This window comes from Microbacterium sp. TWP3-1-2b2 (genome assembly GCF_049896145.1).
In the GTDB taxonomy this organism is placed as follows: Bacteria; Actinomycetota; Actinomycetes; order Actinomycetales; family Microbacteriaceae; genus Microbacterium.
Map to the genome: position 1 here is coordinate 968,593 of NZ_JAFCTS010000001.1, position 14,205 is coordinate 982,797.

The following is a 14,205-nucleotide window of genomic DNA, read 5'->3' on the forward strand; positions in this document are numbered from 1 at the left end:
GTGTCTCCCTCATGAGGAGCTGCACGCGTGCACCGACAACATAATCGGATGCTTCGAGGGTACGTCTGCTGATCAGCACGCTCAAGCATTCATAGTCAGCTTGAGCATGTTGCCCAGTAAGCGCGTCATGGCCCTGCTAGGGTTTGGCACTATGCCCGCTCTCGATCGCGTCGATCTCGATCTGCTCGCCGTCCTCGCCGAAGACCCCCGCACGACGATCGTCGCGCTCGCCGAGACGCTCGGCCTGTCGCGCAACACGATCCAGGCGCGAATGGCGCGGCTCGAGCAGACCGGTGTCTTCCTGTCCTACGAGCGCTCGTTCTCGCCCGAAGTGCTCGGCTTCCCGTTGCAGGCGTTCGTCAGCATCGGACTCAGGCAGACCGAGCTCCCCCGCATCACCGCCGAACTGGCGCGGATCCCCGAGGTGCTGCAGGTGCACGGGCTGAGCGGCTCCATCGATCTGCTCGCCCGTGTGGCCTGCCGCGATGCGCGGCATCTGTTCGACACGGATGCGAGAATCCTGTCGATCGAAGGAGTCGATCGAACGGAGACGTCGCTCGCGATGGGCGAGGTGATCCCCTATCGCGTCGCCGGGCTCATCGGCCTCGCGCGACGGGAACCCTGAGGAACCGACGGATCGCGCCCGCCGCTTCCGATGGGGTCTCATAGTGGATGAGGTGGCCGACATCGGCGATCTCCACGAGGGTCGCGTCCGGGAACAGCGTCGCAAGATGGCGCTCCGCCTCGATCGGCGTGATGTCGTCCTTCTGCGCGGCGACCAACAGCGTGGGAACATCGATCTCCGGCGCGAAGGCGCGGACGTCGTGCGAGACGCTCGCGACGAAGGCATCGCGCAGCACATCGCGATCGGCGAAGTCGGAGAAGTAGGTGTCGTGCTGGTCGTGGATGAATCGCCGAAGCGCGCGGTCCTTCGTCTTCGCCATCGTGATGCTCATGACCCGTACGATCACTCTGTTACGCAGCAGCGCCGTACCGATCCGTGAGGGCAGCGCCGCCCCGAGATCGTAGTACCAGACGGCCAGACGGGTCATGATGCCCTTCGGACCCTCGAGCGCCGGCGCGCCGATCGGATTGATCAGGATCAGCCGGGGTGTCTCCAGCCCGTCGGCCACCGCGGCAGCCGTCACGATCGAGCCGAACGAGTGGCCGAGGATGACCGCGCCCGGCTCGACCGCGGCAGCGAAGGCCCGCAGCCAGTCGGCATACGCGGCGAGATCGTGAGTGCGCCCTGGAAGAGGCGGAGTCTCGCCGAAGCCCGGCAGGTCGGGGGCTATCACGCGCACCTCCGGGAGGTAGGCGAGCACAGGCTCCAGGCCATGATGCTCTCCGCGGAAGCCGTGCACGGCGATCACCGTTGTCGGGTCCCCCTCGGTCCCTGAGCCTGTCGGGGGGCCGTACACCCAGTAGGCGGTCATCGCGCCGTCCACCTCGACCTCGTGACGCTCGACCGGCAGACGGTTCAATCGGTCAGCGTACGGGGAGGGAACGGGCATGCGTTCAGTCTACGGGCGAGCCTGCAGCGCATTGTCTGAAGCTCTCCCTACCGTGGGGTCATGGCAATCGATCTCGAACTCCCCGGCTGGCTCAGCCGCATCGGCGTCTTCGATCTTGAGACCACGGGCGTCGACGTCACCGCAGACCGTATCGTGACAGCGCACGTCGGAGTCCTCGACGGGAAGGGGCGAGAGATCGCCGCACGCTCCTGGCTCGCCGATCCGGGCATCCCCATCCCGGAGGGCGCAGCAGCCGTGCACGGCATAAGCACCGAGCAGGCGCGCAGGGACGGTCGAGTGGCGCGCGAGGTCGTCACAGAGGTCACCGAATCCCTGCGCGCACTCTTCGCCCAAGGTGTCCCGGTGGTCGCGTACAACGCGTCCTATGACTTCTCGCTCCTCACGCATGAATGCCTGCGTCACGGCATCCGGCCGCTCGAGTCGCCGGGACCGATAATCGACCCCCATGTGATCGACAAGGCCGTCGATCGCTACCGCAAGGGAAAGCGCACGCTCGAGGTCGTGGCCGAGCATTACGCGGTCAGGCTCGACGGAGCGCATGAGGCGGCAGCAGACGCCATCGCGGCCGGTCGCGTCGCACAGGCGATCGCGCGGAATTTCCCCCTCGCGGCCTCGGCGCAGGAACTGCACACGCAGCAGATCGGCTGGGCGCGCACTCAGGCCGAGAGTCTGACGGAGTACTTCATCCGGATCGGCCGACTCGATGCGGAAGACGCGCTCGACGGCACCTGGCCGGTGCGAACGGCCGACTCGGCATCCGACTGAAGAGGTGATGGCGACGACGGTCGCATCGTCATAGAGATCGACTGACCGCCGAGACCCCGGGTTGTTGCCGAAACCCCACCCGAATGACGCGGATACTCGGGGGTCTGGACACGAATCAGGGGTCTCGGCGAACCCTCCCGCACACGAGAAAAGGCCCCGCCGAAGCGGGGCCTTTCTGGAGAGCAGCAGTTACTTGCTGCCGCCGAAGCCCTTGAAGCGCTGGTTGAACTTCTCGACACGACCGGCCGAGTCCATGATGCGCTGCTTGCCCGTGTAGAACGGGTGCGAGGCCGAGGAGATCTCGACGTCGATGACGGGGTACTCCACGCCGTCCAGCTCGATCTTCTTGTCGCTCGAGACGGTGGAGCGGGTGAGGAAAGTCTCGCCCGAGCCGAGGTCGCGGAACACGACGGCCTGGTAGTCGGGGTGAATGTCAGTCTTCATTGCTGATTCCTTGGCTTGCGGATACGAATGGAAGGAAAGTCGGAGGGTGCATATGCACCAAGGGTCGAGTCTAGCAGATCAGCGCCTACGAGGTTGCGCGCGCCGAGTACCTGCCGTCCTCCGCGCTGAGCGCGATCGGCATGCCGAACGCTTCGGTGAGGGCATCGGCAGTGAGTGTCTCGGCGATGGGACCGGCCGTCACGATGCCGCCGTCACGGATCAGCAGCACGTGTGTGAAGCCGATCGGGATCTCCTCCACGTGATGGGTGACCATGACCATGGCAGGCGTCGTCGGTGACGATGCGTAGCCGCTGAGCAGGCCGAGCAGTTCTTCTCGCGCGCCGAGGTCGAGCGATGCGGTCGGCTCGTCGAGGAGCAGCAGTTCCGGGTCGGTCATGACAGCACGCGCGATCTGCACGCGCTTCTGCTCCCCGTCGCTGAGGGTGCCGAACGTCCGATCGGCGAGCTGGTCGAGCTTCCACTCCCCCAGCACGCGCAGCGCGCGTCTCTCGTCGATGTTCTCGTACTGCTCGTTCCACCGGCCCGTCACGGAATAGGCGGCCGTGAGGACCACGTTGAGCACGCTCTCTTCGCGCGGGATGCGTTTCGCCATTGCTGAGGAGGCGAAACCGATCCGTGGACGCAGTTCGAACACGTCGGTGCGTCCGAGCGTCTCGCCGAGGATCGTCACGGTACCGGCGGTCGGATGCATCAGCGTGTCAGCGAGCTGCAGCAGAGTCGTCTTGCCTGCGCCGTTCGGACCGAGCACCACCCACCGCTGATCGTCTGCGACCTGCCAGGTCACATGATCGACGATGTTGCGCCCGTCACGGCGCACGACGACATCAGTGAAATCAAGAGCACTCGGCATGGTTCAAGCCTATCGGCTCAACCAGACACCTCCGCGTAGAGCGCCCGCGTGGTGTCGGCAATCGCCCCCCAACTGAATTCGCGCGCGGCGCGCTCGCGTCCGGCCGCGCCGTACGCTGCCGCACTCGCCGGGTCCATCGCGACCTCGGTCAGGGTGCGGGCGAGATCGTCGACGTACCGAGCCGGATCGATCGGTGTTCCCGTCCCGTCCGTCGCCTGCTCGATCGGCACGAGGCGACCGGTGACGCCGTCATCGACGACCTCAGGAATCCCTCCGGTGGCGGTGCCGACGACGGCGGCACCGCATGCCATCGCCTCGAGGTTCACGATCCCGAGCGGTTCATAGATCGATGGGCACACGAAAGTCGTGGCTGCCGTGAGGATCGCCGAGAGCTCGTCGCGAGGCAGCATCCGTTCGATCCAGATGACGCCCCGGCGCCTCTCCTGGAGCAGGCGCACGCCCTCCTGGACCTCGGCCATGATCTCGGGGGTGTCCGGCGCTCCTGCACACAGCACCAGTTGAACATCGGGTGGCAGCGCGGCGGCGGCACGCAGCAGGTACGGCAGCCCCTTCTGCCTGGTGATCCGACCGACGAACACCACGGACGGACGGGTCGGATCCATGCCGATGCTCGCGAGGAACGCGGCGTCCTGCACCGGCCGCCACTGCTCGACGTCGATCCCGTTGTGGATCACCCTGACCCGAGCCGGGTCGACGCTCGGGTAGCTGCGCAGGATGTCGGCGCGCATTCCGCCGGACACTGCGACGATCGCGGCGGCGTTCTCATACGCGAGCTTCTCGATACCGCTAGACACCGCGTAACCGCCACCGAGCTGCTCGGCCTTCCACGGCCGCAGCGGCTCCAGGCTGTGAGCTGTGAGGATGTGCGGGATGCCATGCAGCTGCGATGCGATGTGGCCTGCGAAGTTCGCGTACCAGGTGTGGCTGTGCACCACGTCCGCTCCGGCGATGTCGCCGACCATCGCCAGGTCGGTACCGAGCGTCTGCAACGCCGCGTTCGCACCGACCAGTTCGGCGGGCGTTCGATACGATCGCGTCCCTGCTTCTTGCCGATCGGCGCCGAAGGCGCGCACCTGCACATCTATCGAACGACGCAGCGCGGCTACGAGTTCCGCGACGTGCACGCCGGCCCCGCCATAGATCTCCGGCGGGTATTCCTTCGTGATCATGTCGACGCGCATGTCTGAACGCTAGTACAGCGACGCATTCGGGATCTATGGTGGAGCCATGGCGGTCCCCAAGAAGGTTTTCGGCATCATCCTCGCCGGCGGCGAAGGCAAGCGTCTCATGCCCCTGACGGCCGACCGCGCGAAACCGGCGGTGCCGTTCGGTGGCCAGTATCGACTCATCGACTTCGCGATCTCGAACCTCATCAACTCGGGTCTGCGCCAGGTCGTCGTGCTGACGCAGTACAAGTCGCACAGCCTCGATCGTCACATCTCGCAGACCTGGCGGATGTCCGCCCTGCTCGACTCGTATGTCACCTCGGTTCCCGCACAGCAGCGGCTGGGAAAGCGCTGGTTCTCCGGGTCAGCGGATGCGATCCTGCAGAGCCTCAACCTGATCAACGACGAGAAGCCCGACATCGTGGTGGTCATCGGCGCCGACCACGTGTACCGGATGGACTTCCGCCAGATGGTCAAGGCACACATCGCTTCGGGGGCGAAGGCGACCGTCGCCGGCATCCGCCAGCCCCTTGCGATGGCAAACCAGTTCGGCGTGATCGACGCGGATCCAGACGGGTCGGGGCGCATCCGCGCATTCCTGGAGAAGCCGACGGACATCGAAGGCCTCGCCGATTCGCCCCACGAGGTGCTGGCTTCGATGGGCAACTACATCTTCGACACGGATGCCCTGGTCGAAGCCGTCGAGTCCGACGGCGAGCTGCCGACCTCGGCCCACGACATGGGCGGCGACATCATCCCCTACTTCGTGGAACGCGGCGAAGCCGGGTACTACGACATGAAGCAGAACGACGTGCCCGGCTCGTCGCCGCGCGATCGCGCCTACTGGCGAGACGTCGGCACGATCGACTCCTTCTTCGACGCGCACATGGACCTGATCTCCACGCTGCCCGTCTTCAACCTCTACAACACGCTGTGGCCCATTCGCACGCAGAGCGTGAACGCGCCTCCGGCGAAGTTCGTCCGCGACGCGGTCGGGCGCATCGGCAACGCGATCGACTCCATCGTCTCCCTGGGGTCTGTGCTGTCGGGCACCCACCTCGAGCGCAGCGTCGTCGGTCCTGGCACTCTCGCCGGTGGCGGTTCGACCATCACTGATTCCGTGCTCTTCGACAACGTCCACGTCGGACAGGGAGCGCGGATACATCGCGCCGTGCTCGACAAGAACGTCGTTCTGCTCGACGGCGCCACTGTCGGCGTCGATCGCGAGCGAGATCTCGAGCGGGGCTTCACCGTGACCGAATCGGGCATCACCGTCGTCGGCAAGGGCGTGCAGATCGAACGCTGACCGGCGCGCTACGCTCGATCGCGTGATCTCTGCGCGTTTCCTCGTCGTCCTCGATGCCGATTCCACCCTCATCCGCGATGAGGTGATCGAACTGCTCGCCGACGAAGCAGGGCGACGCGCGGAGGTGCAGGCCGCGACAGAGGCCGCCATGCGCGGTGAGGTCGACTTCGCGACGAGCCTGCGATCTCGCGTCGCCGCGCTCGAGGGTGTGCCGACCGCGGCGTTCGCACGCGTGCAGGCTCGCGTCGAGCCGACACCGGGAGTCCGACAACTGACCGCGGCCGTGCACGATCGAGGCGGCGTGGTCGGCGTCGTCTCGGGCGGATTCCACGAGATCCTCGATCACATCGCACCCGCGCTCGGCGTCGACCGGTGGCGCGCCAATCGCCTCGATGTCGCAGACGGACTCCTGACTGGGACTGTCGCCGGCGAGATCGTGGATGCCGCGGCAAAGGCTCACACGCTCGCTGGATGGGCAGCCGATCTCGGAGTGCCGTCGCACGCGACGATCGCCATCGGTGACGGCGCGAACGATCTGCAGATGATGTCTGTCGCCGGACTCGGCCTCGCCTTCAACGCCAAGCCCGCCGTCCGGGACGCAGCGAGCCTGGTCGTCGGGCCTCAGGATCTCAGCGCGGTCATCGCCCTGCTGCCCTGATGGCGGCGCCGGCGAGCAGACTGCCGATCCCCCACCGCCTTCTGCAGATGTCGGAACCCCCGCGTAACGTCGCGGTATGGACATCATTCTCGTACCCGGTCTCTGGCTCGACGCGTCCTCGTGGGACAGCGTGAGGCCCGCTCTTGAAGCCGCCGGACATCACGCCACTGCCCTCACACTGCCCGGCGTCGGCGAACCGGCCGACGCTTCGGCCGATCTCGGCATGAGCGACTGGGTCGACGCCGTCGTCACGCAGATCGACGCGACTCCCGGTCCCGTCGTACTCGTCGGGCACAGCGGCGGTGGCAATGTCGTGTGGGGTGCGGCGGATGCGCGGCCCGACAGGGTCGCCCGCGTCATCTTCGTCGACACCGTGCCCCCGGCCCCCGGCTCCGGGATCTCCGAGTTCCCCGTCGTCGATGGCGTCATCGCGTTCCCAGGATGGGACTTCTTCCCCGAAGAAGATGTGCACGACCTCGACGCCGAGACGCGAACACGCACGCTGGCGCTGACGAAGACGGTGCCTGCGCGAGTACCGACCGACCCGATCGCGCTGGCGGGCGATCGGCACCGGGTGGCGGTCACGATGTTGATGGGCTCACTCAGCCAGGAAGAGCTCGAAGCGCAGATCGATCAGTGGGGTGAATACGGTGAAGAGTACCGGGCCATCGATGACGTCACGGTGAAGAAGATCGGGTCAGGCCATTGGCCGCAGTTCTCCGTCCCCGATCGGCTGGCGACACTGATCAACGAATCAGTGGCCCATCCCCAGGCCGCCGTCGACGGGGATCACGGCGCCTGAGATGTAGGCCGCATCGTCTCCAGCCAACCAGGTGACGACGCCCGCGACCTCGTCGGCCGTGGCGAAGCGCCCTGCCGGAATGTTCGCCTTGTACTGCTTCTGGGTGTCTTCAGGGAGCTCAGCGGTCATGTCGGTTTCGATGAACCCCGGCGCGACCACATTCGCCGTGATGCCGCGCGCACCGAGTTCGCGGGTCAGTGACCGAGCGAACCCGACCAGGCCGCTCTTCGATGCGGAGTAGTTCACCTGTCCGGCCGATCCGTACAGTCCCACGACGCTGGAGATGAGGATGACGCGTCCGAAGCGTGCACGCAGCATGCCCTTCGACGCACGCTTGACAACGCGGAACGCCCCGCCGAGGTTCGTCGCGACGACGCTGTCGAAGTCGTCTTCGCTCATGCGCATGAGCAGCGTGTCCTTGGTGATACCCGCGTTCGCCACGACGATCTCCACCGGACCGAGCTTCTCCTCGACTTCGGTGAATGCCGCATCGATGGACGCGGCATCCGTCACGTCGGCACGAACAGTGAGCGCGCCCTCCGGGCCTTCGCCGCTACGTGCGGTGACGGCGACGCGATAGCCGTCGCGGACGAATCTCTCGGCGATCGAACGGCCGATGCCGCGGTTGCCTCCGGTGACGAGGACGACACGTTCTGAACTCATGATCTCTCACTCCCATTGGCGCTCGGTCTGGGCCCGAGCCATCCTATCGGGGCTGCAGCATCCGATGAGGCGAGGCCGGATTGACAGGGTCAGGTGCGGCTGGGACTCTGGGGACGACGAAAGGCAGCAGCATGAGCGACGACAGCAAGACCAATCCCTACGCAGGATCGGCGCAGCCGTACCCCGGAGCCCCCGCGCAGAACGCCCCGGTGTACCCGGCGCCCGCCGCTCAGCAGCCTCGACCACCAGCGCCTCCAGCCGTCGGAGGCCATCAGCAGGCGCAACTGGCTCAGTCGTACCCGCCGCAGCAGCCCTACGCGGCACCGCAGCAGCCCTACGCATCACCGCAGCAGCCCTATGCGTCGGGCCAGCCGTACGCCGCTCCCCTGCCGACCAGCGGGCTCGCGGTGGCCTCCCTCGTCACAGGAATCGCGGGCATCGTCCTGAGCTTCGCGGTGTTTCCGCTGCTGGCGTCGCTGGCGGCGATCGTCACCGGGCACATGGCACTCAAACAGACTCGACAGGGCTCTGGGATCGGCGGCAGAGGCATGGCCATCGCCGGACTCATCCTGGGCTACGTCGGCGTCGCGATCCTCGCGCTCATCGTCATCGTGTCGATCTTCTCGTTCCTGTTCATCGGGTCCGTCGGGTTCCTTCCGCTGCTGCTGTCCTGACCGGCCACGTGCCGCTCGGCACGGCCTTCCGACACGTCGCATGCGGCGTAGGCTTGAACCACTGTGAACCGTTCTCGTCATGCCCCCGCCGTGACCTCCCTGCCGCAGGCCCCGCAGGATGAGGCGACCGGTCGTGTGCGCCGTTACGTGCTCACGATGGTGATCAGAATGGTCTGCTTCGGGCTCACACTCTTCGTCACCCCTTATGGCTGGTACACCTGGGTGTTCGCGATCGCGACAGCGGTGCTTCCGTACATAGCGGTCGTGTTCGCCAATGCCATAAGCCCGACGACGACGTCCGGTGCCGAGTCACCCACCCAGCAGCTGTCGGCTCCGACCCCGCCGGCCGTCGCCGACGCCCCGGATCACAGCACCATCACGATCCAGGAGAACCGCAGCGGTGCCGATCCGGTACAGGATCATGCGCACGATCCTGGCGACGAGTCGAAGCGCGACGGGGACGGCAAGGCGTGACCGACGAGTTCGAATGCTCGCGTGCAGGGTGCCGCACGCGCGCGACTCAGCACATCGTGTGGCGCAACCCTCGCATCCACTCCGCTGATCGCGAGAAGATCTGGCTGGCGTGCGACGAACACGCCGAGTTCCTGTACGACTACCTCGCCGCGCGAGATTTCCCGGTGACCGTTCGCGAGGGGCTGCCTGCATGAACAATCGTCTGGTGCGCTGGGGCGTGTACGTCCTCATCGCCATCGCATTCGCCGTGGCATGCGCGTTCCTCGCGAACTGGCAGTTCGATCGCAATGAGAGTCGCGCCGAGCAGCTCTCGCTCGTCGAGAGCAATTACGACGCCACGCCGATCACACTCACTGAAGCGATCGACGCCGATGGCTCCTTCGACGCCGAGGACGAATGGCATCCTGTGCTGTTGCGGGGCGAGTACCTCACGGATGAACAAGTGCTGGTGCGCAATCGGCCCCACGGCGGGACGAGCGCCTTCGAAGTGCTCGTCCCGTTCCGAGATGCAGACGGACGGGTCTTCATCGTCAACCGCGGATGGGTGCCGCCCGGCGAAGGAGCGAACCCCGATGCGATACCGGAGCCGCCGGCCGGCTCGGTCGACGTGACCGTGCGACTGCGCCCCGGTGAGCCGTTGCCGACCTCCGGGCGCAGCGCGCCAGAGGGGCAGGTGCCGACCATCCATCTGCCCAGCATCGCCGCGACGACCCCCGGCGAGGTGATCACCAGCGCGTACGGACTGCTCGTCAGCGAGGATCCCGCACCCGACACGGCGCTCGGTGGCTTCGACTCCCCCACCGAAGACCCCGGTCCCCACCTGTCGTACGCCATCCAGTGGATCCTGTTCGCTCTGATGGGCTTCATCTTCATCGGGTACATGATCCGAACCGAGATACAGAAGCATCGCGAAGAGAGCGAGGGCCGTCCGGTGCAGGCGAAGAAGCACCGACGACGCGATCATGACGCGGACGCCGAGGACGAGATGCTCGACGACATCGACGCCCGCGTCTGACTCAGATGGCGTGCGCCATGGTTCCCACGCCCGATGCGATCAGCAGGCTGAGCACCGCGAGCACGATCACGACCGGCGTCATCGTGTAGCGCTCCGGCTTCGAACGCGACACGGCATTCAACAGGATTCCGAGGCACAGATAGCCGAAGATGACCCACATCGCGACGACCGAGAATCCATCGGGGAACGCATCGATCGCGCCCAGCCGATCGAACGCGACCACAGCCATGAAGGCGTAGATGAGAACGGACACCGTGCTGCCGATCCGAAGACGGCGCGGCAGCACGCGGTGCTGACCGCCCCATGCGAATCGTCCGATCGGTGCGCCGAACACCAGCGTCAGCTGGAACACGACGAGGGCGGCGAGAATGACGGTGAACAGCAGGGCGAAGGGCACAGCCACAGGGTAGCGTGCCGGAGAAAAGCGTAGGTCAGCGGTCGACGCGGTGTCAGTCGGCCAGCAGGTCGGGACGCCGGTTCTCGGTGCGCACGAGCTGCTGCTCACGGCGCCATGCTGCGATCGCTGCGTGATTCCCGCTGAGCAGCACGTCCGGCACGGCACGGTCGCGCCAGTTCGAAGGTTTCGTGTACGACGGATACTCCAGCAGGCCGTCCTCGTGCGACTCCTCCACCAGGCTGTCGGGATTTCCGACGACGCCGGGAATCAGACGTCCGATGGCCTCGATCATCGCCATCGCGGCCACTTCTCCGCCGTTGAGCACATAGTCGCCGAGGCTGACGAGGCGCACTTCGCCGAGGGACGCGGCATACTCGAAGACGCGCTCGTCGATGCCTTCGTATCGTCCGCAGCCGATGATCAGATGATCGCGCGCCGAGAGATCGCGCGCCGTGGTCTGGTGGAAGACTTCGCCGGCCGGCGAGGGGAAGATGATGGTCGGACGCTCAGATCCTGCGGCGAGGTCGTCGAGGGCGAGCGCCCATGGCTCTGGTTTCATGACCATGCCGGCTCCCCCGCCGTAGGGGGTGTCATCGACCGTGCGGTGCCGGTCACTCGTCCAGTCACGCAAGTCGTGGATCCGCAGATCCAGGATGCCCGTCTCTCGTGCCTTACCCAACAGCGACAGCGTCAACCCGTCGAAGTACGACGGGAAGATGGAGACGACGTCTATGCGCATGCGTTGATCGTAGCGATCGATCAATCGACGGCTGCGTCGCCTTCACCGGTCGGCGTCGACTCATCGCCGACGGCGGCCTCCGCACCGGCATCCGGAAGTTCTTCGAACAGCCCGGCGGGCGGCGTGACGATGACTCGTCCTGCAGCGACGTCGACCGATGGGACGATGGCCTTCACGAACGGGACCATGACGTCGCCGTCTGCGCCCGCGCCAGTGGGACGGACGATGAGGAGATCCTGCGCAGGCATGTGCTCGACTCGAGACACCTTGCCGATGACCGTCTCATCGCGAACCACATCGAGTCCGACGAGCTGGTGGTCATACCAGGCGTCGTCCTCAGCCTCGTCGGCATCCTGATCGATCCACAGGATGGCGCGCACGAGTCCTTCTGCGCCTTCGCGGTCGTCTATGTCCTCGAAGAACACGACCGGGTTGCCGTTCATGACCCGATATTCACGGACCGTCACGCTCTTCCCATGCCACGGAGATGCCTCAGGCACCTGCAACGTGAACTCGGCGCCAGTGACGAAACGGCGCTCTGGATTGTCGGTATACAGTTCCAGCTTGAGCGCGCCCTTGAGCCCGTGGGCCTTGACGAGGCGCCCGACGCGCAACTGGTTCTTGCCCTGGTTCCGGTCTTTCGGCACCACGTCAGTCGTCCGCGACATCGACGCGAACGCGACGCCCGTCCGCCAGAGCGGTGATGAGCGTGCGCAGTGCCTTTGCGGTGCGGCCGCCGCGCCCGATCACGCGCCCCCGGTCGTCGGGGTGCACACGCACCTCGAGCAGGTCGCCTCGCGGCGACGTGGAGGCGTTGATCTGAACATCCTCAGGGTGATCGACGATCCCCTTGACGATGTGTTCGAGCGCGGCGGCGAGCACGGCGATTATTCGGCGTCTGCTGCGGGAGCCTCAGCGGCCTCCGCGTCGGCAGCGGCGGGAGCCTCCTCAGCGGGAGCCTCCTTCTTCTCCGCCTTCGGCTTCACGACCGACTTCTTGGAGCCGTCGATCTCGAAAGGCACCTTGGGAGCCTTGACCTGAACGGTCGAGACTGCATCCTTGTCACCCTTGAACTTGCCCCAGTCGCCCGTGAGCTTGAGGATCGCAGCGACCTGCTCAGACGGCTGTGCGCCGACGGAGAGCCAGTACTGCGCACGGTCCGAGTCGACCTCGATGAACGAGGGCTGCTCGGTGGGGTGGTACTTGCCGATCTCCTCGATCACTCGACCATCGCGCTTGGTGCGCGAGTCGGCGACGACGATGCGGTAGTAAGGCGCGCGGATCTTGCCCATGCGCTTGAGACGAATCTTGACAGCCACGATTCTCCTGAATTGTGTGGAAGGAAACGAACCGGTCGCCTGGAGAGTGGGGTGCACACCCGGCGGAAGCTCAAATGAGTGGACTCGTTCTGGATAGAGGGTCGAGAACGTCGTCCGACCTTCTATTCTGCCAGATTCGGCGACGAGTCGCGAAACGAGGCGACACGCGGTCGTCCGTGTCGCGGACCGTGCGTGTCAGACTGTGCAGGTGACGCAAGAATTCACCGGTTCCCCGCGCTCCACGGTCGGACTCGAATGGGAGATCATGCTCGCCGATCCGGCGACCGGAGACCTCGTAGGACGTGCGCCTGAGCTGCTGGCCGCGCTGGAGGACGAGAGCGCCCCTGAGCGACACACCGTGACGGGCGAACTCCTCACCAACACGATCGAGGTCACCAGCGGGATCGGCGAATCCGTGGCTCATGCCATCGGCGACATCGGCAACGCGATCACAGCGGTGCGCGCGGCCACCGATCCAGCCGGCATCGAGCTGCTCTCTGCAGGCAGTCACCCGTTCGCACAGTGGTTCGACCAGCAGGTCACCGACAAGACCCGCTACCACCACCTCATCGAGCGCACGCAATGGTGGGGCCGCAACATGATGATCTGGGGCATCCATGTGCACGTCGGTGTCGAGGATCGCGACAAGGTCTTCCCCATCATCAACACGCTGACCGCTTACCTGCCGCATCTGCAGTCACTGGCGGCCTCGAGCCCGTTCTGGGCGGGCGAGCGCACGGGTTACGCCTCGAACCGGGCTCTGGTGTTCCAGCAGCTTCCGACAGCGGGACTGCCATGGGCGCTGCACTCCTGGACGGAGTTCGAGAACTACCTCGACGACATGGTCCGCACCGGCGTGATGGCCGACGCCACCGAAGTGCGCTGGGACATCCGACCGGCTCCGCGGTGGGGCACGATCGAGGTGCGCGCGTGCGATGGGCTGTCGACGCTCGCAGAGCTCGCCTCCGTCGCCGCTCTCGTCCAGGTGCTCGTCGAGCATCTTTCTCGGATGCTGGATGCCGGCGAGACGCTGCCGACGATGCCCTCCTGGTTCCACCGGGAGAACAAATGGAGGGCGGCCCGCTACGGGCTGGACGCCCGTGTGATCGTCGATGCCGCAGGGACACAGCGGCTGGTTCGCGAGCACCTCGCGGAGACGGTTTCCGCGCTCGCTCCGATCGCGGTGGACCTCGGCTGCGAGGCCGAGTTCGCCGGAGTCAGCACGATCCTCGAAGGCGGCGCGAGCTATGAACGCCAGCTCGCGGTCGCGGATTCGACCGATGCGAACCTCGGCGCGGTCGTGCAGCATCTGATCCGCGAGTTCCGCTCCGGCCCGGGTGCGCCCGTGATCTGAGG

At 66.0% G+C, this 14,205-nt stretch carries 20 protein-coding genes; 10 read left to right on the top strand and 10 right to left on the bottom strand.

From position 1 onward, the window contains the following. The first annotated feature begins 151 nt into the window (after window positions 1-151). Window positions 152-625 carry an Lrp/AsnC family transcriptional regulator gene (locus ACP7AR_RS04825; RefSeq protein WP_259061786.1) on the top strand — a complete coding sequence of 158 codons (474 nt, stop codon included), beginning with the start codon at window positions 152-154 and terminating at the stop codon, window positions 623-625. Here the strand turns inward: ACP7AR_RS04825 and ACP7AR_RS04830 are convergent. Further along, entirely contained in the window at window positions 597-1,514 is a 918-nt protein-coding gene (locus tag ACP7AR_RS04830; RefSeq protein ID WP_426183317.1) for an alpha/beta fold hydrolase, read from the bottom strand. The genes ACP7AR_RS04825 and ACP7AR_RS04830 overlap by 29 nt on opposite strands. A 60-nt stretch (window positions 1,515-1,574) precedes the next feature. On the opposite strand from ACP7AR_RS04830, the gene ACP7AR_RS04835 reads away from it, so the two are divergent. Then, entirely contained in the window at window positions 1,575-2,300 is a 726-nt protein-coding gene (locus ACP7AR_RS04835) for an exonuclease domain-containing protein (RefSeq protein WP_426183319.1), read from the top strand. A gap of 189 nt (window positions 2,301-2,489) precedes the next feature. Here ACP7AR_RS04835 and ACP7AR_RS04840 read toward each other — a convergent pair whose 3' ends face one another. From ACP7AR_RS04840 to glgA, 3 genes are all read right to left on the bottom strand, one after another. Then, a complete protein-coding gene (locus ACP7AR_RS04840) occupies window positions 2,490-2,744 on the bottom strand; it encodes a type B 50S ribosomal protein L31 (protein ID WP_120776192.1) in 255 nt (84 codons plus the stop codon). Between the two features lie 85 nt (window positions 2,745-2,829). Beyond that, window positions 2,830-3,615, bottom strand: coding sequence for an ABC transporter ATP-binding protein (locus ACP7AR_RS04845; RefSeq protein WP_426183322.1), 786 nt, complete (start codon window positions 3,613-3,615; stop codon window positions 2,830-2,832). 17 nt (window positions 3,616-3,632) lie between these two features. Beyond that, window positions 3,633-4,817: a glycogen synthase gene (gene glgA / locus ACP7AR_RS04850; RefSeq protein WP_426183324.1), complete on the bottom strand. Its 1,185-nt coding sequence runs from the start codon at window positions 4,815-4,817 to the stop codon at window positions 3,633-3,635. Window positions 4,818-4,863: 46 nt separating this feature from the next. Between glgA and glgC the strand changes: the two genes are divergently transcribed. The 3 genes from glgC (at window position 4,864) to ACP7AR_RS04865 (ending at window position 7,568) form a co-directional block, all read left to right on the top strand. Then, window positions 4,864-6,108, top strand: a complete 1,245-nt coding sequence (glgC, locus tag ACP7AR_RS04855; RefSeq protein ID WP_426183326.1) for a glucose-1-phosphate adenylyltransferase — start codon at window positions 4,864-4,866, stop codon at window positions 6,106-6,108. Window positions 6,109-6,130: 22 nt separating this feature from the next. Continuing rightward, window positions 6,131-6,766: a phosphoserine phosphatase SerB gene (serB, locus tag ACP7AR_RS04860; RefSeq protein ID WP_426183328.1), complete on the top strand. Its 636-nt coding sequence runs from the start codon at window positions 6,131-6,133 to the stop codon at window positions 6,764-6,766. Window positions 6,767-6,842: 76 nt separating this feature from the next. Further along, on the top strand, window positions 6,843-7,568 hold the full coding sequence (locus tag ACP7AR_RS04865; RefSeq protein ID WP_426183330.1) for an alpha/beta fold hydrolase: 726 nt from the start codon (window positions 6,843-6,845) through the stop codon (window positions 7,566-7,568). On the opposite strand, the gene ACP7AR_RS04870 is transcribed toward ACP7AR_RS04865, so the two are convergent. Then, on the bottom strand, window positions 7,521-8,231 hold the full coding sequence (locus ACP7AR_RS04870) for a beta-ketoacyl-ACP reductase (RefSeq protein ID WP_426183332.1): 711 nt from the start codon (window positions 8,229-8,231) through the stop codon (window positions 7,521-7,523). The genes ACP7AR_RS04865 and ACP7AR_RS04870 overlap by 48 nt on opposite strands. A 131-nt stretch (window positions 8,232-8,362) precedes the next feature. Between ACP7AR_RS04870 and ACP7AR_RS04875 the strand changes: the two genes are divergently transcribed. The 4 genes from ACP7AR_RS04875 to ACP7AR_RS04890 all read left to right on the top strand — a co-directional run bounded on the left by ACP7AR_RS04875 (window position 8,363) and on the right by ACP7AR_RS04890 (window position 10,394). After that, complete coding sequence (locus ACP7AR_RS04875; RefSeq protein ID WP_426183334.1) at window positions 8,363-8,905, top strand: DUF4190 domain-containing protein; 543 nt, start codon at window positions 8,363-8,365, stop codon at window positions 8,903-8,905. Between the two features lie 90 nt (window positions 8,906-8,995). Then, window positions 8,996-9,379 carry a DUF3099 domain-containing protein gene (locus ACP7AR_RS04880; RefSeq protein WP_426183336.1) on the top strand — a complete coding sequence of 128 codons (384 nt, stop codon included), beginning with the start codon at window positions 8,996-8,998 and terminating at the stop codon, window positions 9,377-9,379. After that, window positions 9,376-9,573: a hypothetical protein gene (locus tag ACP7AR_RS04885; protein WP_426183338.1), complete on the top strand. Its 198-nt coding sequence runs from the start codon at window positions 9,376-9,378 to the stop codon at window positions 9,571-9,573. The genes ACP7AR_RS04880 and ACP7AR_RS04885 overlap by 4 nt, the downstream gene beginning before the upstream one ends. Next, complete coding sequence (locus ACP7AR_RS04890) at window positions 9,570-10,394, top strand: SURF1 family protein (protein ID WP_426183340.1); 825 nt, start codon at window positions 9,570-9,572, stop codon at window positions 10,392-10,394. Before ACP7AR_RS04885 ends, ACP7AR_RS04890 begins: the two co-directional genes overlap by 4 nt. Before the next feature lies 1 nt (window position 10,395). Here ACP7AR_RS04890 and ACP7AR_RS04895 read toward each other — a convergent pair whose 3' ends face one another. The 5 genes from ACP7AR_RS04895 to rpsP are packed head-to-tail and all read right to left on the bottom strand — an operon-like array spanning window position 10,396 to window position 12,849. Continuing rightward, window positions 10,396-10,791: a hypothetical protein gene (locus tag ACP7AR_RS04895; RefSeq protein WP_426183342.1), complete on the bottom strand. Its 396-nt coding sequence runs from the start codon at window positions 10,789-10,791 to the stop codon at window positions 10,396-10,398. Window positions 10,792-10,843: 52 nt separating this feature from the next. Further along, entirely contained in the window at window positions 10,844-11,530 is a 687-nt protein-coding gene (gene trmD, locus ACP7AR_RS04900; protein ID WP_426183344.1) for a tRNA (guanosine(37)-N1)-methyltransferase TrmD, read from the bottom strand. Window positions 11,531-11,550: 20 nt separating this feature from the next. Beyond that, window positions 11,551-12,198 carry a ribosome maturation factor RimM gene (rimM, locus tag ACP7AR_RS04905; protein ID WP_426183346.1) on the bottom strand — a complete coding sequence of 216 codons (648 nt, stop codon included), beginning with the start codon at window positions 12,196-12,198 and terminating at the stop codon, window positions 11,551-11,553. Then, on the bottom strand, window positions 12,182-12,412 hold the full coding sequence (locus ACP7AR_RS04910) for an RNA-binding protein (protein WP_033106992.1): 231 nt from the start codon (window positions 12,410-12,412) through the stop codon (window positions 12,182-12,184). The genes rimM and ACP7AR_RS04910 overlap by 17 nt, the downstream gene beginning before the upstream one ends. A 5-nt stretch (window positions 12,413-12,417) precedes the next feature. Next, window positions 12,418-12,849: a 30S ribosomal protein S16 gene (gene rpsP / locus ACP7AR_RS04915; RefSeq protein ID WP_426183348.1), complete on the bottom strand. Its 432-nt coding sequence runs from the start codon at window positions 12,847-12,849 to the stop codon at window positions 12,418-12,420. A gap of 202 nt (window positions 12,850-13,051) precedes the next feature. Between rpsP and ACP7AR_RS04920 the strand changes: the two genes are divergently transcribed. Then, complete coding sequence (locus ACP7AR_RS04920; protein ID WP_426183350.1) at window positions 13,052-14,203, top strand: glutamate--cysteine ligase; 1,152 nt, start codon at window positions 13,052-13,054, stop codon at window positions 14,201-14,203. Window positions 14,204-14,205 lie beyond the last annotated feature (2 nt).